The organism is Treponema peruense (assembly GCF_016117655.1).
In the GTDB taxonomy this organism is placed as follows: domain Bacteria; phylum Spirochaetota; class Spirochaetia; order Treponematales; family Treponemataceae; genus Treponema_D; species Treponema_D peruense.
In genome coordinates, this window is the sequence record NZ_CP064936.1 from 1,557,324 (window position 1) to 1,579,673 (window position 22,350).

23 protein-coding genes are annotated in these 22,350 nt (G+C 42.5%); 12 read left to right on the forward strand and 11 right to left on the reverse strand.

Going from position 1 to position 22,350, the window contains the following annotated elements; genetic code table 11:
- The first annotated feature begins 65 nt into the window (after positions 1-65).
- A complete protein-coding gene (locus IWA51_RS07280; RefSeq protein WP_198441948.1) occupies positions 66-1,751 on the forward strand; it encodes a P83/100 family protein in 1,686 nt (561 codons plus the stop codon).
- 91 nt (positions 1,752-1,842) lie between these two features.
- On the opposite strand, the gene dnaB is transcribed toward IWA51_RS07280, so the two are convergent.
- The 5 genes from dnaB to rpsF all read right to left on the reverse strand — a co-directional run bounded on the left by dnaB (position 1,843) and on the right by rpsF (position 5,141).
- The gene (gene dnaB, locus IWA51_RS07285; RefSeq protein ID WP_177528300.1) at positions 1,843-3,177 is read right to left on the reverse strand and encodes a replicative DNA helicase; all 1,335 of its coding nucleotides are present in this window, start codon (positions 3,175-3,177) and stop codon (positions 1,843-1,845) included.
- A 110-nt stretch (positions 3,178-3,287) separates the two neighbouring features.
- Entirely contained in the window at positions 3,288-3,827 is a 540-nt protein-coding gene (gene rplI / locus IWA51_RS07290; RefSeq protein ID WP_177528299.1) for a 50S ribosomal protein L9, read from the reverse strand.
- Between the two features lie 78 nt (positions 3,828-3,905).
- Entirely contained in the window at positions 3,906-4,235 is a 330-nt protein-coding gene (gene rpsR / locus IWA51_RS07295; RefSeq protein ID WP_177528298.1) for a 30S ribosomal protein S18, read from the reverse strand.
- Between the two features lie 58 nt (positions 4,236-4,293).
- Positions 4,294-4,806 (reverse strand): single-stranded DNA-binding protein, encoded by a 513-nt coding sequence (gene ssb / locus IWA51_RS07300; RefSeq protein WP_198441949.1) that lies wholly within the window; start codon positions 4,804-4,806, stop codon positions 4,294-4,296.
- A 44-nt stretch (positions 4,807-4,850) separates the two neighbouring features.
- Complete coding sequence (gene rpsF / locus IWA51_RS07305) at positions 4,851-5,141, reverse strand: 30S ribosomal protein S6 (protein ID WP_177528296.1); 291 nt, start codon at positions 5,139-5,141, stop codon at positions 4,851-4,853.
- Positions 5,142-5,380: 239 nt separating this feature from the next.
- On the opposite strand from rpsF, the gene IWA51_RS07310 reads away from it, so the two are divergent.
- The 10 genes from IWA51_RS07310 to IWA51_RS07355 all read left to right on the forward strand — a co-directional run bounded on the left by IWA51_RS07310 (position 5,381) and on the right by IWA51_RS07355 (position 14,498).
- Positions 5,381-6,316: a DUF368 domain-containing protein gene (locus IWA51_RS07310; protein ID WP_198441950.1), complete on the forward strand. Its 936-nt coding sequence runs from the start codon at positions 5,381-5,383 to the stop codon at positions 6,314-6,316.
- Positions 6,317-6,369: 53 nt separating this feature from the next.
- Positions 6,370-8,031 (forward strand): ankyrin repeat domain-containing protein, encoded by a 1,662-nt coding sequence (locus IWA51_RS07315; RefSeq protein WP_198441951.1) that lies wholly within the window; start codon positions 6,370-6,372, stop codon positions 8,029-8,031.
- Positions 8,028-8,600 carry a 16S rRNA (guanine(966)-N(2))-methyltransferase RsmD gene (gene rsmD / locus IWA51_RS07320; protein ID WP_198441952.1) on the forward strand — a complete coding sequence of 191 codons (573 nt, stop codon included), beginning with the start codon at positions 8,028-8,030 and terminating at the stop codon, positions 8,598-8,600. The genes IWA51_RS07315 and rsmD overlap by 4 nt, the downstream gene beginning before the upstream one ends.
- 38 nt (positions 8,601-8,638) lie before the next feature.
- Positions 8,639-8,977 carry a hypothetical protein gene (locus IWA51_RS07325; RefSeq protein WP_177528292.1) on the forward strand — a complete coding sequence of 113 codons (339 nt, stop codon included), beginning with the start codon at positions 8,639-8,641 and terminating at the stop codon, positions 8,975-8,977.
- Positions 8,978-9,039: 62 nt separating this feature from the next.
- Positions 9,040-10,167, forward strand: a complete 1,128-nt coding sequence (locus IWA51_RS07330) for a tetratricopeptide repeat protein (RefSeq protein WP_177528315.1) — start codon at positions 9,040-9,042, stop codon at positions 10,165-10,167.
- 2 nt (positions 10,168-10,169) lie between these two features.
- Positions 10,170-11,231 carry a dual-specificity RNA methyltransferase RlmN gene (gene rlmN / locus IWA51_RS07335; protein ID WP_177528291.1) on the forward strand — a complete coding sequence of 354 codons (1,062 nt, stop codon included), beginning with the start codon at positions 10,170-10,172 and terminating at the stop codon, positions 11,229-11,231.
- 98 nt (positions 11,232-11,329) lie between these two features.
- On the forward strand, positions 11,330-11,539 hold the full coding sequence (locus IWA51_RS07340) for a cation transporter (RefSeq protein WP_198441953.1): 210 nt from the start codon (positions 11,330-11,332) through the stop codon (positions 11,537-11,539).
- Positions 11,540-11,548: 9 nt separating this feature from the next.
- The gene (locus IWA51_RS07345) at positions 11,549-12,493 is read left to right on the forward strand and encodes a D-2-hydroxyacid dehydrogenase (RefSeq protein ID WP_177528289.1); all 945 of its coding nucleotides are present in this window, start codon (positions 11,549-11,551) and stop codon (positions 12,491-12,493) included.
- A gap of 104 nt (positions 12,494-12,597) precedes the next feature.
- On the forward strand, positions 12,598-13,884 hold the full coding sequence (locus IWA51_RS07350) for a 3-isopropylmalate dehydratase large subunit (protein WP_198441954.1): 1,287 nt from the start codon (positions 12,598-12,600) through the stop codon (positions 13,882-13,884).
- A gap of 80 nt (positions 13,885-13,964) precedes the next feature.
- Entirely contained in the window at positions 13,965-14,498 is a 534-nt protein-coding gene (locus IWA51_RS07355) for a 3-isopropylmalate dehydratase small subunit (protein WP_177528287.1), read from the forward strand.
- A gap of 45 nt (positions 14,499-14,543) precedes the next feature.
- Here IWA51_RS07355 and cmk read toward each other — a convergent pair whose 3' ends face one another.
- The 6 genes from cmk to flgF are packed head-to-tail and all read right to left on the reverse strand — an operon-like array spanning position 14,544 to position 19,764.
- A complete protein-coding gene (cmk, locus tag IWA51_RS07360; protein WP_177528286.1) occupies positions 14,544-15,101 on the reverse strand; it encodes a (d)CMP kinase in 558 nt (185 codons plus the stop codon).
- Between the two features lie 22 nt (positions 15,102-15,123).
- On the reverse strand, positions 15,124-15,993 hold the full coding sequence (locus IWA51_RS07365; protein WP_198441955.1) for a YicC/YloC family endoribonuclease: 870 nt from the start codon (positions 15,991-15,993) through the stop codon (positions 15,124-15,126).
- The gene (gene murC, locus IWA51_RS07370) at positions 15,990-17,504 is read right to left on the reverse strand and encodes a UDP-N-acetylmuramate--L-alanine ligase (protein ID WP_198441956.1); all 1,515 of its coding nucleotides are present in this window, start codon (positions 17,502-17,504) and stop codon (positions 15,990-15,992) included. The genes IWA51_RS07365 and murC overlap by 4 nt, the downstream gene beginning before the upstream one ends.
- A gap of 53 nt (positions 17,505-17,557) precedes the next feature.
- A complete protein-coding gene (locus tag IWA51_RS07375; RefSeq protein WP_177528283.1) occupies positions 17,558-18,109 on the reverse strand; it encodes a rod-binding protein in 552 nt (183 codons plus the stop codon).
- Between the two features lie 14 nt (positions 18,110-18,123).
- Positions 18,124-18,918: a flagellar basal-body rod protein FlgG gene (gene flgG / locus IWA51_RS07380; protein ID WP_177528282.1), complete on the reverse strand. Its 795-nt coding sequence runs from the start codon at positions 18,916-18,918 to the stop codon at positions 18,124-18,126.
- Positions 18,919-18,963: 45 nt separating this feature from the next.
- The gene (gene flgF, locus IWA51_RS07385; protein WP_177528281.1) at positions 18,964-19,764 is read right to left on the reverse strand and encodes a flagellar basal-body rod protein FlgF; all 801 of its coding nucleotides are present in this window, start codon (positions 19,762-19,764) and stop codon (positions 18,964-18,966) included.
- 193 nt (positions 19,765-19,957) lie between these two features.
- Between flgF and IWA51_RS07390 the strand changes: the two genes are divergently transcribed.
- Complete coding sequence (locus IWA51_RS07390; protein ID WP_198441957.1) at positions 19,958-22,240, forward strand: EAL domain-containing protein; 2,283 nt, start codon at positions 19,958-19,960, stop codon at positions 22,238-22,240.
- Positions 22,241-22,350: the final 110 nt, after the last annotated feature.

Consider the following 22,350-nt stretch of genomic DNA (forward strand, 5'->3'; position numbering starts at 1 on the left):
CCACTTCCATTTGCACCCTTTAGGTGATATAATCATAGAATATGCCAGTAATTTGCGGAGGATTTATGAAAAGACAATTAATTGCTGCTGCCTTGGTCAGTATGCTTGCGGTATTCGGAGCAGCCGCCATAGAAGTCAATGAAAACGAACTTAAAAGTACCGGTGGTGCCGACACAATCGTATTCCAGAACTACACGGGCCCACACTCTGTAATAGAGTCCGCAGAAACAATCAGTGCAATCGGAACGGGCCTTGGAAGACAGGTTGCATCTTCACAGGGAGCCGCCACATTCGGACAGGGTGAAAAATACACTGTAATCCACGCAATTGACCCTTCATCACAGGGAAAACTCGACGCAGACATTATTCTTATAAACAAAAATGCAACTGTAGACCACATACGTAACCTACGCAGAATAATTGCATCATATCTTTCGGCCGCATACGGCTACAACAAACAGGATGCATCTACGGTAGCAACATTTGTTACGGTTTACAACGCCGTCTACCGCTCAAAAATGGACAATTTCACTTCAAAATACAAGGAAATCGTTACAAAAAATCTTGACCCGGCAACATGCGGACTTTCAACCAAATGGAATGAATGGCCCGGAAACTCCCAGATTGTAATTCCGCTCGGAGACCTTTCAAGCGACATTTCTGCAGTAGATACTTCTGTCATAAGCGACAAAAAAGTAGTTGAATCCATGCAGGAACAGGACGACAAGGGTGTAGACGAGCGCAAGAATATGGTAGACATAAAAGAGCGCGAAGCCGAAAAAGCCACAGAAAAAGCACAGGAAGCAGCAAAAAAGTCAGCACAGGAAAACAAAAAGCTAGAAGAACAGAAGCAGGTTCAGAAAGAAGCAGAAAAAAAGGCTGAACAAAAGCAGGAAGAAGCCGTAAAGGCACAGGAAGAAGCAAAAGCCGACCCGCAGAATGAAGAAAAACAGCAGGCCGCAGAACAGGCCGCACAGGAAGCACAGCAGGCTGCAGAGACAGCACAGGAAGAAGCTGCAAAAACAGAAGAACAGCAGCAGACTGCAAATGAAGCGGCACAAGAAGCCCAGGCACATCAGCAGGTTGCAGACAAAAAGCAGACAGAAGCCCAGACTGAACGCACCGCAATTGCAAAAGACCAGCAGGAAATTATACAGAACACAATTGCAGAAGCCACAAACACAAACACTGTAATAGGCCTTAAGATAACAGACAGCGCCAATAAACTCAGTACAATGGTAAAAGTAGACGCTGCAAACGGAGACATCATAAGAGAGTCCCCTGTTACCGTAATACGCGCAAGAACAATGTATCCTGTATCTGACCCTGTAGTTCAAAAAGCAGACGCTGCATTGTCACAGGCCACAGAAGGCGCCGCTTCAATAGATGCAAATCTTTTCTATATGGCAATTTGCGGTGAAAACACAAACAACGGAGCCGTAAAACTTTGTCTTCTGGACGCCTACAAGATGGAAATCCAGAAAGAAAGTACAGAAACAGTCGCCGAAGATTCTGTTCTTGTAAACAGTGGCGACAGTTACTACTGCATAATCCAGAATGGCTCAAACTGGGTTGTAGGAAAGTATGACAAGTCACTTAACCTTCAGCTCAAAAGCCCTGTTTCTGTAGCACCCGAAACACCAATAACCGTAACTCCAAAGGGAATCATCGTAACCTCAAAGTCCGGAAACATAACACTCCTTAAGACAGAAGACCTTACCGCAATTCTCGACACAACAGCAGCCAAATAAGAAAAGCTTCAACCATCCGCATGAAGGGTGATTGAAGTTTTTACAAGTCATAAAAAAGGTCCCCTGAACACAGCGCATTCAGGGGATTTTTTTATTCTCTTTCTTTGGATTTATTTTCAAACTTTGTATACGAAGAAAGGAACAGAACGTCAACGTCACCAATAGGACCGTTACGTTGTTTTGCCACAATCAGTTTTCTGTCCTGAACAGGATCATAGCCTTCATTTGAAGACTTGTTTTTGTTTCTGTCTCCATGAATAAACATAACCATGTCCGCATCCTGTTCAATAGAACCCGAACCGCGCAGTTCGGCAAGTCCTGGCTCATTTCCTTCTGCAGTGCGGGCAACCTGGCAAAGTACAACAATCGGAATGTCAAGTTCGCGGGCAAGGCTCTTCAAAGACTTCGAAATTGCAGACTGCTGTTCATAAACCGGCGCATCAGTATTTTCGCTTGTAATAAGACCAATATAGTCAATAAAAATAATTTCAACTTTTTGGTTAACACGCATACGCCTTGCCATTGCCCTAAGGTCCAGAAGCTTCATGTTGGGAACATCTACAATGTAAAGCGGCGCATCATAGCACTCACCACCCGCATCCTGTAGTTTTTTAAAGTCTTCTATCTTGAGCATACCGTTTCTGAGTTTTGTACCCTGAACCCTTGCTACCTGCGAAAGAAGACGCTGTCCAATCTGAAGGCGTGACATTTCAAGGCTAAAAAAACCGCACGGAATTTTTCTTTCAATTGCAATATTCTGAATCATCGAAAGTGCAAGTGCAGTCTTTCCCATTGAAGGGCGCGCACCTATAATAATCATTTCACTGTTCTGAAAACCGCTGGTCATGCTGTCCAAATCTGTAAATCCCGACGGAATTCCCGAAAATGAATTCTTGTTCTTGTAGCGCGTGTCAATAAGTTTAATGGTTTCAGGTATAATATCGCTCATCGGAAGAACACGCGAAGACTGGTTTACATCAGTAAGTTTAAAAATCTTCTGTTCAACTTCTTCAAGAACCATACGGCTTTCTTTTGTTTCGTCAAAACTTTCTGCCTTAATTTCAGAAGAAATCTTTATAAGGCTTCTTCTTACAGACTGGTCAAGAACAATTTTTGCATAATAATCTACGTTCGCACTTGTAGGAACCTTGTCGGTAAGTGAAGAAACATATGCCATTCCGCCGGCAGCATCTATTTTGCCGCTTTTGGTCAGATCGTCAATAAGAGTAAGAAGGTCGCCCTTTACTCCTGCAGAAAACAGGTGCAGCATTGACTCGTAGATTGTCTGGTTCTGCAGGCTGTAGAAATTGTCAGGTCTAAGAAAAGTAACCACATCATTGACGGCAGTCCAGTTGAACAAAAGAGCTCCCAAAACTGCCATTTCTGCGTCCAGGTTGTGCGGCGGTATTTTATCCTTTAATTCCATATTTCCTCCTGCAAAAAACAAAGACCCGCCGGAAAATGCGCTCCAACGGGTCTTATCTGTGCGGCTGACCGATATTCATTTATAAAAAGAACCGGCAGCCAGTAAGAAAATTACTCAGCCTTTGCTTCTGCAGCAGGAGCTTCCTCTGCGGCGCTCTCTTCTGCCTTAACATCAGCTTTGGCTTCTGCCTTAGTCTCGTCAGCACCCTGAGCCTTTACAACAAGGCTAACTTCGGCAACTGTTGACTCATAAAGGTGTACCTTGAATGTGTATGTTCCAACGTTCTTTATTGTAAGACCGGCAATAGAAATGCGCTTGCGCTCAATATCAAAACCGTTCTTTGTATAGAAGTCAGAAATAGTCTGTGTAGTAACAGCACCGTAAAGCTTGCCGTTGTTTCCTGCAGGCATTGTGATAACAACTTCGAGAGCTTCGAGTTTTTCCTTAAGAGAAGCGCTGTCTGCACGTTTCTTTGCCTTGCGCTCTTCAATTTCGGCCTTTCTTGTCTCAAAGTATGCTACTGTCTCATCTGTGTAAGGAAGAGCATATGCACGAGGAAAAAGATAGTTGCGTGCGTATCCGTTTGCAACATTCTTTACATCACCCATTTCACCAAGGTGTTTTACATCTTCATTAAGAATAACTTTCATTTTACAAGCTCCTATTGATTGTAATAAGTATAGTTTCCAGCGCGTCACCAGGAGTTGGATCGCGCCAAAAAAACAGTTTTAGTCTGCTACGTACGGAAGAAGACAGATTGAACGTGCGCGCTTGATAGCAACTGCAAGTTCTTTCTGGTGCTTTGAACATGTTCCGGTAATGCGACGTGGAAGAATCTTACCGCGCTCAGTTGTAAAGCGGCGAAGTCCGTCAGCGTCCTTGTAGTCAATCTTTGCCTTGTTTGCACAGAAGCGGCATACCTTCTTGTGGAAGAAAGCCTTGCCCTTTCCATTGCGTCCGCCACGTGCTTCATCTTCACGTCCGGAATCCTGAAGCTGTTCCTGACTAACAGCATTTTCTTCTTTAACATCTACAGATTCAATTGTTTCGTCTGCCATTTTATTGCTCCTAAAATAGAGTTTTTGAAACCGCACAAAAACAGTACGGCATCAGGGATTAGAACGGAATATCTTCGGGAAAGCCCGTAGACTCTCCGCCGAATGAATTCTCAACGGCTGCACCTGACTGTGGTTCAAAACCGCCTGTTTCCGCGCCCGAAGAACGACCGGCACCGTAGTCGGCACGCGGCTGATAACCCCCAGAAGGAGAGCCGTAAGACTGCTGTCCTCCGTTATCAGACCTGCCTCCAAGCAATTCCAGTGAATTTACGATTACGCGTACTTTGCTGAATTTCTGTCCGTCCTTTTCCCAGCGATCCTGCTTTAAGGATCCCTGTACAGCAATCTGCTTTCCTTTGGTAAGATACTGTTTTACAGCCTCTGCGGATTTTCCGTAGTAAACCAAATCAAAATAATTGACTTCGCTTACAAACTGATCACCCTCACGGCGGCTGCGGTTAACAGCAACGGCTAAAGTAACGGCCGCAGTACCACTCGCCAGATATGCAATCTCTGCATCACGGGTGAGACGTCCGACCAAAGCAACTATGTTCATATCAGAACCAGCCATTCTTTCCTCCGGTAAAATCAGATTTTATGAAATTAATTCAAGAATTACGCTTTCTTCTCTTCTACGAGTACGAAAAGGTACTTGAGAAGGTTTGTGTTAAACTTGAACTGTGCGTCCAAGTCAGCAATCTTAGCGGGATTAGACTTGATTGTAAGAAGAAGGAATCTTCCACGCTTCTGCTTTTTTACTTCATAGGTAAGATCGCGGTCACCGAAAGGCTCTTCCTTTTCGATTTCAACGCCAAATTTTGCAAGGTCAGCACGAAGTGTGTCCAGTCCGGCCTTGTACTTCTCATCCTCGAGAGGATAGATAGTCATAAGTTCATACTTTCTCATTTGTATGTTCTCCTTATGGTCAAATTAGGGAATCAAATACATGATTCCAAGGGGATTTATATCTTACCAGCAACCGTACTTTTAGTCAATATTCAGCAGGGCCGCCAGCCGCTTTTCTGTTTTTCCAGCCTTTATTCATTTTATTCCGTGTTGAAAACATTAAGAATAAAATATATACTTAAGCCACTGTAAAAAAAAATTACTCTAACTTAAATATAATATCAGCAAAAGGAGTCATCATGAGACTTTTTATTCTTTTTCTCAAAGGAATTATAATCGGTATGGCAAATGTTATTCCGGGTGTTTCAGGCGGAACAATTGCCGTTGTATTCAACATTTATGACGAATTTGTAAATGCCATTACACTCAACGTAAAAAAACTCTGGGCAAACAAAAAGTTCCTTATTCCCCTTCTTGGCGGAATGGCACTCGGCGTACTTCTATTCAGCAAGTTTGTTACTATTTTATACGAAAATTTTCCTGTCCAGACAAACTATGCATTTATGGGACTTATAATAGGAAGTATTCCGCTTATTTTTAACTATACAAGAAAAATTTCCCAGCAGAAAAAAGCCGGTCCCCTGTTTGTTGCAGCACTTGTTCTTTGCGCCGTAGCAGGATTTGCAGTTCTCATGCTTTTCTCATATTTTGAAGGAAAAGTAGACAGATCAGCAGTAGAAAATGCCATTATGCCAGTCTTTACTGCAAAACTGGGGTTCAAGATTTTCTTTGCGGGAATTCTTGGTGCAATAACAATGATTATCCCGGGAATTTCAGGTTCTCTCATCATGCTCATTATGGGCGTTTACACTATTGTAATTACAAGCATTCCGGCTTTATTCCATGCAGAAACATTCGTCCATGCACTGACCCTTCTTCTTCCTAACGGAATCGGTGTTCTTACAGGACTTCTAGTCGGTGCAAAACTCATAAGTCTTCTGTTGAAGCACATTCCTAACCATACATACGCTGTAATTCTGGGACTTTTGGTCGGTTCTGCCGTTACAATATGCCCGGGCTTCAAACATATTGACTCTATACCGACTGCACTTTCCTGCCTGCTCAGTTTACTTGGCGGAGCAGCACTCGCCTACTTCAGTTCAAAGTCAGAAAACAAATCAGACAATGGTTCCGTTGTCAAAACCGAAGACAAAACAGAGTCTGCACAACAGTAACAGCGTTTTTTCCTATTGTTTTTTCTAAAAAACTGCCTTATAATTTTAAGGATATGGAAAAATTCAGCATAAAAAAAACAGTACTTATTCTGGCGCTTTTTTCTGTTGCATACGTTCTTTTTGCAGCAGAAAAAAACGACTATATGCAGCTCGCAGCGACCGGAAGCGAAAAAGAAATAGAAAAAGAACTTTCGTACAACTCAAGGCTTGCAACACAGGTATTCGGTTCAAACAGGGAAACCTTTCTCATGCTTGCCCTTTCAAGCGACAGGCCTGTCAAAATAATAAAACTCTGTCTTATGGCAGGTTCAAACCCCACGGCAAAGGCAAAAGACGGGCGCACTCCGGTAATGTATGCGGCAAATTTCTGTTCTTCTGCCGACACGGTAAATGAAGTAATAAAAGCCGGTGCCCTTTTCAAATCTTCAAGGGTAAAACGTCTTACAGCAAAGGCAAAAAACGGAAAAACTGCTTACGATTATGCAAAAATCAATCCTGTAAAAGAAATATACGAACTTTTGTGCAGCTATGCAGCCGACCCGTCTGCAAAAGAAGATGCTTTGCATGAAAAAGGACTTACGGCAGAAATAACCTTTAAGCCTGCAGAAAAAACACAGGAAATCCAGCCGGAACAGTCTGCTTCTGAAACACAGGCCGCGGCAGAAAAAGACACGCCCGCTATTCCCGCAGAAGATACAGTTTCAAAACCGGCAGACGCTTCTTCTGCAACCGCACAAAATATTTCCGTTTCTCCTGCTGCAGAAAAAACAGATGAAGAAACAGTTCCAAGGGTTTCTGCCGAAAACACCGCTTCAAAAACAGCGCCGGCAGTTACCGTTAATCCGGTTGTTGAAAAACCTGCAGCCAATATTCCGCCGGAAACACAGAACAAAATCAAAAAAGATATTGCCGCAAAAACAGAAACTGCTGCTGTACCTGAAACAACGCCTGCACATCTGGAAAAACTATCTCCTTCAGAAAGAAAAAACCAGATAAAGCAGTACACACAGACTTTTCTCTATGACTATGCCGAAGAAGATGAAGAGGAAAGCAATACAGAAGAAAAAAAGCCCACTATTATAGAAAACCCTGACCGTGCAGACGAAAACGGCGTTACACTTTTGATGAAAGCAGCAAAGGCCGGAAACGACTGGGACGTAAAAAAGCTTATCCAGAGCGGTGCAAATGTACAGAAACGTGACGCAGACGGATGGTCGGCACTCATGTATGCAGTAAGGTACCAGAACAACGCTTCCCTTGTAGAAACACTTATCAAAAGCGGCGCACACATAAGGGTAAGAAACAAGTACAACACAACACCCCTGCTTCTTGCCGCGGACTATTCAAAAAACCCCGACATACTGGCTATGCTTCTTAAAAACAGAAACAACTACGAAGATGAAGTTTTCAAAGCGTTTATTCTTTCAATCACAGGAGAAAATGTCCCGGAACACGCGCGCCAGGCAAAAGTGCAGCTCTTTCTGGATATGAAAGTCCCTGTAAACCGCATCTGGAAAGGAAAAACACCTCTTATCTATGCAGCCCAGTACGGAAAGTCTACAAAAATAATACAGCAGCTTATTGACGCAGGTGCAAAGACTGAATTAAGGGACAGTTCGGGAAAGATGGCCTTTGACTACGCAAAACTCAATGACAGCCTTGAACACGACAACTCTTACTGGCTTTTGAATTCAGCACCGGAGAGCGCCAAATGAGAATTACCGGAGGAAAACTAAAAGGCCGCTACACAGACACACCAAACGGAAAAATGGCAATACGCCCGGCCATGGACAGAATGAGAGAGTCGCTCTTTGACATAATAGGACGTGATCTTCCCGGAAAATCTTTTCTGGACCTTTTCAGCGGGTCTGGAACAATAGCGCTTGAAGCAGTTTCACACGGAGCAACAGAAGTTACTCTCTGCGAAATGGACAAATCCAAGGCAAAAACCGTATTCAACAACGTTAAAATGGCAGAAGAAATCGGTGTAAGGGTAAAATGTCATTTTATGGCCGTAGAACTTTTTCTAAAAAGATGCAAAAAACGCTACGACTACATCTTCTTTGACCCGCCTTTTCCGTACAAATTCAGACAGGAACTCATAGAAACAACAGCAAAACGCAACCTGCTTTCTGACGGCGGAACACTGATGATCCACTACCCTGCAGAAGACGCGCTTCCGGACAAAATCGAAAATCTTGTTCTGACCGACAAGCGCATATACGGCCGTTCAATTGTCAATTTCTATAAAGTTGAACAAAATTCACCAGATTCAGAAAATTGAAACTTGACAAATGACCATATACAATTACAATTATAATAATGAATAATGATTTAAAAAAGCAGATAGACAACAAAAACAGCTCTTTTGGTTTTATAAAAACTACAGACGCGCCACTACAGGAGTTGTCTGACCAGCAGAAAGTTGCACTCAACAGAAAGGCAAACGCATTATTTAATGAAGGAAAGACCGATCTTGCAGAACGCATATTCATTACAACTGGCTATTCTGACGGACTTACAAGAGTCGGCGGCGTTTATGAAAAAAAATCCGAATTTATAAAGGCATTAAGGCTGTATCTTCTTGCCCACAACAAAAGAAAAAGTGAACCTATAATAAAACAAATTGCCGGAACGGTTTCCGCAATGCTGAAAATGTAGTTAAAAACACATGGGAGAAGAAAAAAGTGAGTGAAATTAAAAAAAATGACGTTCTGTTTGACATGACAGAAGCCTCTGAATTCGACCCCCCGAAGGCAGATGATTCGACAGCTTCAGAAATAAGCGAACTGTCAAAAAAAGGCTACAATCTTCTTAAAGACAACAAAACAAACGAAGCCGTTGCCAGTTTCAGACAGATTCTTGATATAGAAGAAAACAACAACTACGCTCTTGTAGGACTCGGTGACAGTGAACGCAAGCAGGCCCACTACAAAAACGCAATAGACTACTACACAAAATGTCTCTCCTATCACCCTGGAAACAATTATGCCCTGTTCGGTCTGGCGGACTGCTACAAAGCCCTCAACAATTATCATAAAGCCATTGCTATCTGGGAACAGTATCTTGTTCACGATGACGGCAACATAACGGTTCTTACCAGGGTTGCCGATGCATACAGAAAAATCCGAGACTTCAAGAAATCAAAGGAACTTTACCGCAAGGTTCTTGAAATGGAAGAAAACAATGCCTACGCCCTAATTGGTCTTGGTCACCTGCACTATGACTTCAAGGAATACAAGGACGCACTTTTTTACTGGACAAAAATGCTCGAAGCAAATCCCGAACATACAGACATAAGGGTTTTGACTTCAATAGGAAACTGCCACAGAAAACTCAAGTCTTTTGATAAGGGGCTTATTTACTTTGAGCACGCACTTGAAATGGACCCCAAAAATTTCTATGCCCTCTTCGGAATTGCCGACTGCTACAGGGGAATGAACCAGCAGTTCCGCTCCATTGAATACTGGAACAGAATTCTTGAGCTTGACCCAAAAAACAAAGTAATTCTTACACGCGCAGGAGATGCTTACAGAAATACCGGTGACTACAAGACGGCTGCAGATTACTACAACCGTGCCATGGACATAGACTTTGACATTTATGCAGCACTTGGTCTTGCACTCATCTGCAAAGGTGAAGGCAAATTTGACGAAGCTATAGAACGCCTTGAAAAACTCATCCGCGATGACAAAAAAAACCACCGTCTTTACATTGACCTTGCCGACTGCTTTTTGAAGACAGGAAGAAAAGACAAGGCAGCAGAGACTCTCCGTTCTTTCCAGAAACAGGGAATAAGAAACCAGGCCGTTAACGAACTTCTTGAAAAATTCGAAGCAGGAAAAATCTAGTCATGGAAGAAAAAATATCCATAACGGGACTTCTGCCTGCAGAAATTTGTTCTGCGCTTGAAATAAAGCCGGCCTTTAGGGGAAAGCAGATATTCAGCTGGGTTTCAAAAGGTGCCGTTTCTTTTGACGCAATGACAAATCTTGACAAAACCACGCGTGCAGCCCTTTCAGAAAAAGCGTGCATTTATACTTCAAAAGTGTCAAAGGCTCTTCACGATCCCGACGGAACAATAAAGCTTCAGATAACACTCAAAGACGGGCGTGCAATAGAAACTGTTCTTTTGACTGACCGCGAAGGAAGAAAAACGGCGTGTGTAAGCTGCCAGGCCGGTTGTGCAATGGGCTGTGCCTTCTGCCAGACAGGAAAACTTGGTTTAGGAAGAAACCTTACGGCAGGCGAAATTGTAGAAGAATTCCTTCTTATGGAAAAAGAAGCCGGAACCTTGGACAACATTGTCTTTATGGGAATGGGTGAACCGCTCCAGAACATTTCTTCAATAAGAAAGGCCGTGGAAATTCTTACCAGCAAAGACGGGCGCGCACTCAGTTCCAGAAGAATTACTCTAAGTACATGCGGGCTCACAAAAGGAATTTACGATCTTGCAGACAACGGACCTTCCATGAGACTTGCTGTTTCCCTTACTACGGCCGACGAAGAACTCAGAAAAACACTTATGCCTGTTACACTCGGGAACCCGCTACCGGAACTAAAAAAAGCCATTGCCTACTATATAAACAAAACAGGAAAGCGCGTCACACTTGAAGCAGCACTTCTTGCCGGAACAAACACGACAAAAGAAAGTGCACAGCGTCTTATAGAATTTGCTTCGGGAATGGACGTTTACATCAACCTTATTCCGTGGAACCCTGTTGAAGGAATGGAATTCAAGACTCCTTCACAGAATGAATGCCGCTTTTTTGTACAGTTGCTTGAAAAAGCCGGCCTTAACGTAAGCATGAGAACACGCCGCGGTGTAAAAATAGGCGGTGCATGCGGCCAGTTGGGACGTTCGGTTTCGCAGCATAACAAAAATTGCGATTCCGGCAAAGAACAGAAAAATTAAACTTTAAACGTATCCTTACACAACTGCAAAAAACTCTCTTGAAAATTTCACTGTTCATGATTATAATGTAACTATTGATTTTTTGCGGGAGCTAACAGATGCAAAAGAAGATTTATGTAACTGGAATGGATGATGATTCAACTGCGGCAAAAGTAGATGAGGCAGTAAAAGCTGTAGCCGGAGTTGCTTCCGTAGTATCATCTGCAGCCAAATGCCAGGTCTGTGTAGACTTTGACGAAAGTGTTGCCGGTATAGAAGACGCTATAAACAACGCAATCAGTTCTACCGGTGTCATTGCACTCGGCTGAATTTTGTCTATGAAAATTACAATTCTTGACGGCAATGCGCTTAATCCGGGCGACTTGTCTTGGAAACCGCTTGAAGAATTCGGTTCAGTAACAGTATATCCGCGTACAGAACAAAAAGATGTTGTTTCCAGAATAGGAGACAGCGATGCAGTTCTTCTTAACAAAATAAACATTACAGAAGAAATACTTGCGGCCTGCCCCTCCCTGCGCTACATCGGCGTACAGGCAACCGGCTACAATGTGATTGACCTCGAAGCATGCAGACGCCACAATGTTACGGTAACAAACGTTCCGACTTACAGTACGGCAGGCGTTTCTCAGCTTACATTTGCATTCATCCTCGAATTTGCATGTAAAACAGCAGAACATTCGGCAAGTGTTATGGCCGGTGACTGGGTAAAAAGCAAAGACTTCTGTTACTGGAAGCACGCTCCGGTCGAACTTGACGGCAAAACACTCGGAATCTTTGGCTACGGCAGCATAGGTTCAAGGGTTGAATCAATAGCAAAAGCTTTCGGAATGCGTACAATTGTCTGTACAAGAACCCCGAATCCACTTATAGAAAATCCTGTAGATGCAGAACAGCTTTTCAAACAGTCAGATTTTCTTACTCTCCATGCACCTTTGACAGAGGCAACGCGCGGAATAGTCAATGAAAAGAACATTTCACTCATGAAAGAAACTGCAGTAATCATAAACACTGCAAGAGGTGCCCTTGTTGACGAAAATGCCGTAAGAAAAGCCCTTGACACAGGCAGAATAGCAGGTTATGCCGCAGATGTAGTCAGCGAAGAGCCAATGAAAGCAGACAATCCCCTTCTTGGTGCACCCAACTGCCTTTTAACTCCGCACATTGCGTGGGCTGCAACAGAAACCAGACAGAGACTTCTTGACATTGTAATAGCAAACATACGCTGTTTTATTGCCGGCTGCCCACAGAACGTAGTAAGTTAAGACAAACACATTACTGTTTTTGATGTAGTTTTCAATATTGACAGTTTTATAAATACTGTATAAACTTCAGTAGTATTTAAGTTTTTACAGAAAAGAGGTAACCTATGGGAAAAACAATAGCACAGAAAATTTTTGCCGCTCACATGGTTGAGCAGCCGTTTGAAGGAACAAATATTCTTAAGTTGGACCGTGTATTCTGCCACGAAATAACAACCCCTATTGCCATCAACGACCTTGTAGAAAGAGGAAAAGACAGGGTTTTTGACAGCACAAAAATCAAGGCAGTAATAGACCATGTTACACCTGCAAAAGACAGCAAATGTGCAATGCAGGAAAAAATATTGCGCGAATGGGCACGTAGAAACGACATAAAGGACTTCTTTGACATAGGAGCCAACGGTGTATGCCATGCCATATTCCCCGAGAAAGGCTTTGTAAGACCGGGCTTTACAGTAATCATGGGAGACAGCCATACCTGTACACACGGTGCTTTCGGTGCATTTGCAGCAGGAGTCGGAACAACTGACCTTGAAGTAGGAATTCTTAAAGGAGTATGTTCATTCCGCGAGCCAAAAACAATAAAATTTGTTCTTAACGGAAAACTTAAAGAAGGCGTTTTTGCCAAAGACGTAATTCTCTGGCTTATCGGTCAGATTGGTGTAAACGGAGCTACAAACTGCGTAGTTGAATTTACAGGACCCATAGTAGATGCCTTCTCAATGGAAGAGCGCATGACAATCTGCAACATGGCTGTAGAAGCCGGTGCAACAAGCGGTATCTGCCTTCCTGATATGACAACAGTAGAATACCTTTGGCCGTTCATTCAGGATGAATTTGCATCAAAAGAAGCAGCCCTTGCTGAATATTCAAAGTGGAATGATGATGCAGATGCAGAATATGAAAAAATTTACACTTTTGACTTGTCAAATCTTGCTCCTGTTTGTACTGTTGAATATAAGCCTGACCAGATAAAAGCTGTTTCTGACATGAAGGGAACAAAAGTTGATCAGGTTTACATCGGCAGCTGCACCAACGGAAGAATAAGTGACCTTCGTGTTGCCGCTTCTATTCTTAAGGGACACAAGATTGCAGACGGCGTAAGGGGAATTGTTTCTCCTGCAACACCAAAGGTTTACAAAATGGCTCTTGATGAAGGTCTCATTGACATTTTCATGGATGCAGGTTTCTGTGTTACAAACCCAACCTGCGGTGCCTGTCTTGGAATGAGCAACGGTGTTCTTGCAGAAGGTGAAGTCTGTGCTTCTACCACAAACAGAAACTTTAACGGACGCATGGGCAAAGGCGGAATGGTTCACCTTATGAGCCCGGCTACGGCTGCAGCTACAGCAATTGCAGGTACAATAACAAATTCAAGCCTTTACAGAGGCTAAATGCGCATTGCGGCTCCGTGAACTGAGTTTTTCTTGGTTCACAGGAGTTACAATATATGAAATTAACAAAGAGGAAAGCTATGAAACAGTTCGGTGGTGAAGTTCTTTTTCTGGACCGCTCAGACATTAATACTGACGAAATTATTCCAGCAAAATATCTTACGGAAAATACCAAGCAGGCTTTGGCTCCCTATCTTCTGGAAGATTTAAAGCTTGAAGGATTTAATCCCAAGACAGACGTTCCCGGAAAAAAAGTTATCATTACACGCGAGAACTTCGGTTGCGGTTCCAGCCGTGAACATGCTCCGTGGGCCCTTGAGGTAAACGGAATCTACTGTGTTATAGCAGTAAATTTTGCACGCATTTTCAGACAGAACATGTACAACTGCGGCCTTCTTGCTCTTGATCTTGACAAAAAAACTATAGAAGATATGTTCCATACATTTGCCAGCAAAGATACAGAATGTAAGATTGAGCAGAAAGAAGACGGAACATGGAAAGTCAAGCTTATTGCCGGTTCACTTTCAAAGAGTTACCCGTTCAACCTGGAAGGTTTTGAAAAGGCTCTCATAGAAAATGACGGCTGGATTGGCTACGCAGACAAAAAATATTGAGTTCATAAAAAAGCGGCTGTCTTATAAGGGGGACAGCCGCTTTTTTTAGTCTACCAAACCGCGTTGTTCCAGTTCGGAAAGGATTTGTTCAACAATCTGCTCCGGAGTATATTTTGCAGTGTCAATTTTCATGTCTGCAAAAGCATAGTCACTGTTGTCTATTCCGTAAAGTTTTTTATAGCGGCGGGAATCTTCACTGTCGCGCATGGCTGTAAACGCCTTGATCTGTTCAATATCCCCTCCTTCGCGGTTAAGGATTCTTTTTGCCCTTACATCATCATCTGCTATGAGATAGACTTTAAGATCTGCCTCTTTAAGCATCCATATTGCGAGGCGGCTTCCCAAAACGCAACTTTCACTTCTGGCAAGTTCTACCTGCCGTGTATCTACGGTAACATCATAACTGTCATCTGTTTTTGCATTTTCTATTACCTGCGCAAGAGTAAGATTTTTTTCGGCCGCAAGCTGTCTGAACGTAAAGTTAATGAGTTTTACACCGAGCTTCTGCGCCAGAAGAGTGCTTACAGTTGTGTTGCCGCAGCCAGACCTTCCGCTTATGGCGATTCTAAGCTCTTTGCCTTCGGGAATTGCATAGTTTTTCATAACGAACTTCCTTTATTCAACTTTATTCAACATTTTTGGACTGCTCGCGTATGTTTTCAAGAGCATCCTTTGCTTTTATTACCATTGCGCCGACTTCTGTAAACTGGTTTTTGCTGCCGATTGTGTTTATTTCACGGTTTGCTTCCTGACATATAAAGTCAATGCGCTTTCCCGGAACAGGATTTTCAAGGAATTCCTTTCTGAGTGCCTTGAGATGGCTTGCAAGACGTATAATTTCTTCATTTATTGTATATTTTACAAGCATTGCCGCTGTTTCTTCCATTATGCGGTTTTCGTCGGCATGGTCTCCAAGAAGTTCTCTAAAACGGCCTTCAATCTGAGTGCGGAACTTTTCTTCCATTTTGGGCTGCCATTCCTTAAAGAAAGCGGCGCACGAGTCAAGCACGTCAAGTTTAGCAAGAAGATCGGCCTTTAGATTTTCACCTTCACGCTTTCTGTCAGAAACAAACTGCGCCAGAACTTCACCGAGTATTCCGTTTATTTTATTCCAGTAAACTTCGGCATCATAATCGTGCGAGACATTAAGGACGCCTTCCTGCCCGACAACAAGTGAAAGCGGAATATTTTCTTTCTGAAGACCAATTGCATCTGCTATCTGCGAAATTGCGTCATAATACATTTTTGCAGCCTTGGGATCTGCTGTTACCGTTGCCGTAGAGTTCAAGTCGCGCACACGGATGCTCAGATCAATTTTGCCGCGTGCAATGCTTTCTGTAACCAAAGAGCGTATTCTTGCTTCAAGTGAGTTAAGGTAGGAAGGAATGTTTACATTAAGGTCCATAAACCTTGAATTTACCGAGCGGATTTCTACACTTACCTGAGTTCCGTCAACGACTGTTTCTTTGTAGCCGTAGCCTGTCATGCTGTTCATAATTTAACCTCGCATCCTAAATTCTTAAGCTTTTCTAAAAGAAGTTTTCCTGCCTTCCAGTTGTCACCGGCACCCATTGTTACAAAAACGTATCCGTCGGGATATTTGGGGCCGCTGGGAACAGAAAGTTTTTTAAGCGCACACTCAGCCGCTTCTTCAAATTCGGCGGCATATGTTACGTCGGGGTGTTTTTTTGCTGTATGTTCTGCAAGAATTTTTCCTGTAACCGGCGCAGCACTCGCGTCTTCTCTGGCACTGGCATATATTTTGTTTATGATTACGCTGTCTGCAGAAGAAAAGCTTGAAGCAAACTCATCCAGAAGTGCCGCCGTTCTAGTATAAGTGTGGCTCATAAAGTCTACAATTATTTTGTGTCCGCGGTAAAAGTCCCTGTAGCCTGCCAGTGTAGAAGCAACCGCAGTCGGGTGATGGCCGTAGTCGTCTATTACAATAATTTCCTGTCCGCATGGAGAAACAGCGCGGGCAACAATTTCGCTGCGTCTTTTACCGCCGCGGAATTTTTCAAGTGAAGCGGCAATTTTTTTTGTATAGTCCGCTGGATTTTTTTTGTCTTCTGCAAGAAGTTCACGGCAAAGTGCTACGGCTGCAGCGGCATTTCTTACATTGTGGTCTCCAGGAACACGTATGCTTAATTCACCTGTACAGGCAAGACTGAACGCATGTTTTCCGGCGCTTACCTTTCCAATTTTTAAGGAATAATCGCCCTGTGCCTTTTCGCCATACGGAATAAAACGTATGTCGCTTCTTTTTGAACGGGCAATCTCTGCAGTTTCGCATGCACCCTTGTCGTCTGCGCAGTAAATTAAAGTTCCGCCGTGAGGAAGACGCATTATGTAGTCTACAAAAGCATCCCTTATGTCATTGTACGTCGGGTAATAATCCTGATGGTCGCTTTCTACTGAAGTAAGAATAATTTTCTGCGGAAAAAAAGCCATAAAATGACGCTGATACTCGCATGTTTCGGCAACAAAATAATGATGGTCAGAAGATTTGCACAACGGAGACGTCATTGTACAAGAATTGCCGAACGAAGCAATTACACTTCCTGCAAGAACCTGCGAAGGAAGATCCAAATCTTCAAGAATAGTACCGCAAAGACCTGTAGTTGTAGTTTTGCCGTGAACACCGCAGACACCGCAGCTGTATGCCGTTCTGCTTATTGCACCCAGGGCCTCGCTGTAAAGCATCATTGGAATACCGCGGGATGCAGCTTCAATAAGGTCGGGATTTTTTTCTGCAGAATATGCGCTTGAATAAATTACGTAATTTACAGAAGGTGTAATATTGCTTCGGGAAAAAGGAAGTGCTTTTATTCCAAGTGAATCAAGAACGTCGTCGGTATAAAAATGTTCAGAAACATCACTGCCGGTAATTTTTGCACCGCGGGAATTAAGAATTTCCACAAGTGCAACCATTCCGGTTCCCTTTATTCCTACAAAGTGGAAGTGAACTCCCCTTAGATTTTCGGGAAGTGTTTTTTCGTTAGTCATAATACAAACAGATTACAACATTTTTGCATTTTATGGAAGTTAATGCAGATATATCAGCGCAGTCCCGCCATTTCTATGTAAATCTGGTCTGCAAGTCCAAGACCGGCATTTTTTGTAATTGACTCGGCAACGTTGTCGTACATCATATCTTCATACATGTCACGCGCATAGGAATTTTCTTTTCCGAGCAGATCGCTTTTCTGGATTGTATTGCGCATTGAAGAAAGCATCATCTTTACCATGTAATTTTCGAGTTCAAGTGACTGTTCGTAAAGTTCCGAAGTTTTGTCTATGGTAATTTTTTTTGAACCTTTGGAAGCGGAATTTGCGGCGAATCCTTTTGGAGCAGCATTTTTGTCTGACTCAGAAGTAAAGGCATTGTAAAAGCCGTTTGTATAGTCGCCGTTAAGCCTGCGTCCCCTTTGAATCTGGGACGAAGACACTCCGGACACAGTTTTGTCACTGGAATCACTTTTTGCAGACATTTCGCGTACAAGTGAAAGAAATTTGTTTTCTTCTCCTTCCCTGCGTGCGTTTCTTACAGATTCTACCCCATTGGAAAGGGTTCCCGTTATTCCAAGTCCTGAAAGTCCGTTAACAGCCATATTTTAACCTACCCTTAGCGCTTTAAAGTTGCTGCAGTCTGAAGCATATTGTCGCTTGTCTGAATAGCTTTTGAATTGAACTCATAGGCGCGCTGGGCAACAATCATCTGAACCATTTCGTTAACAACAGAAACATTGCTCATTTCAAGGAACTTGTGTTTTGTAATTCCCATTCCTTCAAATCCGGGTCGTCCTGCAATTGGTTCACCCGAAGCGTTTGTTACTTTATAAAGATTGTCCCCTGTATTTTCAAGACCAACGGCATTGGGAAACCTGTAAAGTTCAAGCTGTCCAACCTGAACAGGATCAAGTTCACCGTTTACCTTTACATTTACGCGGCCGTCATCACTTATTGCAAGTGTTTCAAGCTGGAATCCTTCGGGCATAATGATTTCGGGCATAACACGAAGACCGTTTGCAGTTACAAGCTGGCCTGTTGAGTCTACTTTAAAAGAACCGTCCCTTGTGTAGGCCCAGCTTCCGTCGTACTGCTGCACGCGAAAGAATCCGTCACCAACAATAGCAACGTCTGTATCTACATTTGTAGCCTGAAGCGATCCCTGTGCCATAATGCGCTGCGTTGCGCCTACTTTAACACCGCTTCCCATCTGAAGGCCCACCGGTGTAACAGTATCTTCTGTAGCCGGAGTTCCCGCAAGCTTTACAGTCTGGTACATAAGGTCTTCGAATTCAACACGGTGTTGCTTGAATCCGGTTGTATTTACATTGGAAAGATTGTTCGAAATTGTATCTATATTTGCCTGCTGGCCGTTCATTCCGGTTGCCGCATTCCATAAACTTCTTACCATAAAATTACCCTGCCTTAAAAATTAGTTTTCAGTTCTGCCCGTAAATTACCTGTTGACAGTCACAACCTTTGACCACAGTGTGTCCATCATCGTATCCTGGGTCTGAACACTCTTCTGGTTTGCTTCATAAGCTCTGTTTATTTCTATCATCTGAACCATTTCGTTAACGATATTGACATTGCTTGTTTCGGTATAACCCTGCAGAAGACGCGGCCGCTCGTCACCTTCGGCAATATGTGAAGGTCCTGAAATGTCGGTTTCTGTCCACATGGAGTTTCCGACTTTTTTTAGGTAGCGCTCGTTGTCAAATCTTACAATTTTAACCCGGTCAATGAGAGTGTTGTCTTCGGCAGAATAAATGAGGCCGTCTTCATTAAGAAAGAATTTGTCGTTTTCTACATGAATCGGTCCGTTTTCACCCATAAGCGGGTACCCGTCTTTTGTAAGAAGAATGCCTTCTTTTCCAAGAACAAAGTTTCCGTTGCGGGTATAGCGCTCGCCTGCAGGTGTATGTACTGTAAAAAAGCCTTCGCCAGAAAGTGCAAAGTCTGTTTTTGTCTCTGTAGATTTGAATGATCCCTGTTCAAAGTCAGTATAAAGCTCGTTTGTTTCTACCCCAAGCCCTATTCCGCCTATGATCGGTGCTGCATCTGCCGAACCGAACGGAGTTTCGTACACTCCGTCTGCAGCAGTGCGCCTCAGGAGAAGATCGCTGAACGATTTGCTTACAGGAATATCTTTTTTATATCCCGTAGTATCAACATTTGCGATATTATTGGAAATTGCATCCAGTCTGTTCTGCTGGGCATTCATTCCACTTGCCCCGATGTACCAACCTCTTATCATAACTACCTCATATACATTATCGGAATTTCGCCGTGGCATTTAAGATTTTTTTTTAGCTTTGACAGTACTGCCTGTACAGGAATGAATTTGCGGATTCAGAAATAAAAATACAGCCCCATAACAGCACCAAAATGCTTAAATAAGTCTTGAATTATTTCTGTTTCAGACTTATAATGAAAATTAAACTACACTTATGAAAAGAAAATCCGTTACAACAAAGACTTTACTTCACATTGCAGCAATTGCGGCGATTTTTTTGATTAACAACGCACCACTTAAGGCTCAGACAATTTTTCCGTCCCCGGCAATTTCAAAAAACGAACAGCCACAGAAAATAACATTTACTCAGGAAGAAATACAGTTTATAAATTTGAACCCTACACTTAAGATTGTAGGCGACCCGTCATGGCCACCTTTTGAAATATTAAAGACAGATTCTGCCGGGAACAAAACATACGCAGGTATTAACAAGTCAATTCTTGACGCGGTATGCAGAAAAATCGGGATTCAGCCCCAGTATATTCCTACAAAAAACTATCAGGAAAGCATACGTTATATTCAGGAAGGTACAGCCCAGATAATCATGGGTTACACAAACAGAATTCCACCTTCCAGCCAGATAAAATACACAGAAGGAATCTACACTTCTGCAATTTATCTTGTTTCAAGAAGTGACCGGCTTCCAAAAAAAGGCGATACTATATGTCTTGCCGACTTTAGCCTTACGGAACAGAATCAAATAAAAAGATATTTTCCGCAGGGAACTGTTTTTGAAATAAGTGAAGACCCGGTAAAAGTTCTGGATAAATTCATAAAAGGTAAAACAGACTTTATTATTATAGGACAGTTTGAACTTTCGTATGCAAACTTTGTAAAAGACTGCAAGATTGTTCCACTGGACATAAATTATTACCAGAAATTCGGAATACGCGAACCTTATGCAAAAACACTTGTCCCCATTTTCAACAAAGTACTTAAAACCATTAACTGGAAAGAATTGACTACAGTTGTATTTGAAGAGGAGCTTAAATTTCGTTCAGAGCATACACTTCAGGACTTAAAGCAGAAAAAAGAAAACAGCATACTACGGATTGTCCTTACAGTCACACTTGTTTTTGTATTCTTCATTTCACTGTTTCTTATTCTGCTGCTCAAGAAAAAAACACGCATCATTGAATATGACGAAATTGCCGGTATGTCTACTTTCAACAAGTTTCAAACCGATGCCCGTGCCATTCTTAAAAATGCAAAACCCAGGGAATATCTTATTCTTTCAATAAACATAGACAACTTCAGGCTTATAAATGACAGTTTCGGCGTTTCAAAAGGAAACCAAATTCTTACCGAACTTGGAAAACATTTTGCGGGAGAAAAACGTGAAGACGAACTTGTATGCCGCTATTATGCCGATGACTTTGTCTTTTTCATGAAAAGCCCGGACTTTTGGGAACTCGAAGACAGAGTATTCAAAATGTCAAAAGTCGATGACCATATAGAAAAACTTCTGCCAGAACGCTACAATCTTACGTTCAGTTCAAGCGTTTACTATATAGACGCGCCCAATGCCGACATCAGCGGCATGATAGACAAGGCAAACCAGGCGCAGAAACTGGGCAAAAATTCCTATGCCACACACCGCGTAATGGAATACACGACAGAAATGAAAACCGAAAACGACTGGAACCGTGAACTTACGCTTTCCATGAACAAGGCTATAGAAAACAGGGAATTTGAAGTTTACTACCAGCCGAAAATAAGATTTTCCGACGATAAAGTTATAGGTGCAGAAGCGCTCATAAGATGGAACAATCCGCAGAAGGGATTCCTTTTACCTGGAAAATTCATACCGCTGTTTGAAAATAACGGTTTTATTGAGAAGATAGACAAATATGTTCTGCAAAATGTATGCAGCTTTTTGGACTCGTGGAATAAAAACAGCCGTTCAAAAACATTCGGCGAACCTATAACCGTTTCATTCAACCTTTCGCGATACAATCTGTACAATTCAAACCTTACACCGACCCTTAAAAAAATTGCATCGCAGTATGACATTGGCCCCAACAGTGTGGAAATTGAACTTACAGAAGGAATTGTATTCGACAACAAAAAGAAACTTATAAATGTAATAAACAGCCTCAAAGAAGCCGGATTCAAGGTTTCTGTAGATGACTTTGGTTCAGGTTATTCTTCACTCAATATTCTTAAGGATATGCCGGCAGACGTAATAAAACTGGATAAGGAATTTCTTTCGAGCGTTCCCGAAAATACGAAGGAAAGCATAATAATTACGTCGGTAATAGAAATGGCAAAAAAACTGAATATTACAACAGTTGCAGAAGGTGTTGAAACAAAAATCCAGTCGGATCTTCTGCGCAAGATTGGCTGTGATATTGCCCAGGGCTTCTATTACGCAAAGCCCATGCAGGAAAAAGATTTTCTTAAAGTGCTTGAAAACGGTGGAATTAAAACCGTGTAAAAAAGTATTTAAATAGAACATTATCGCACATTTTTGTTGCAAAATTCCCCAAACAGATTTATAATTTTTTATATGGAAGTTCAATAATTCTCGGTTCTTCCACGATAGAA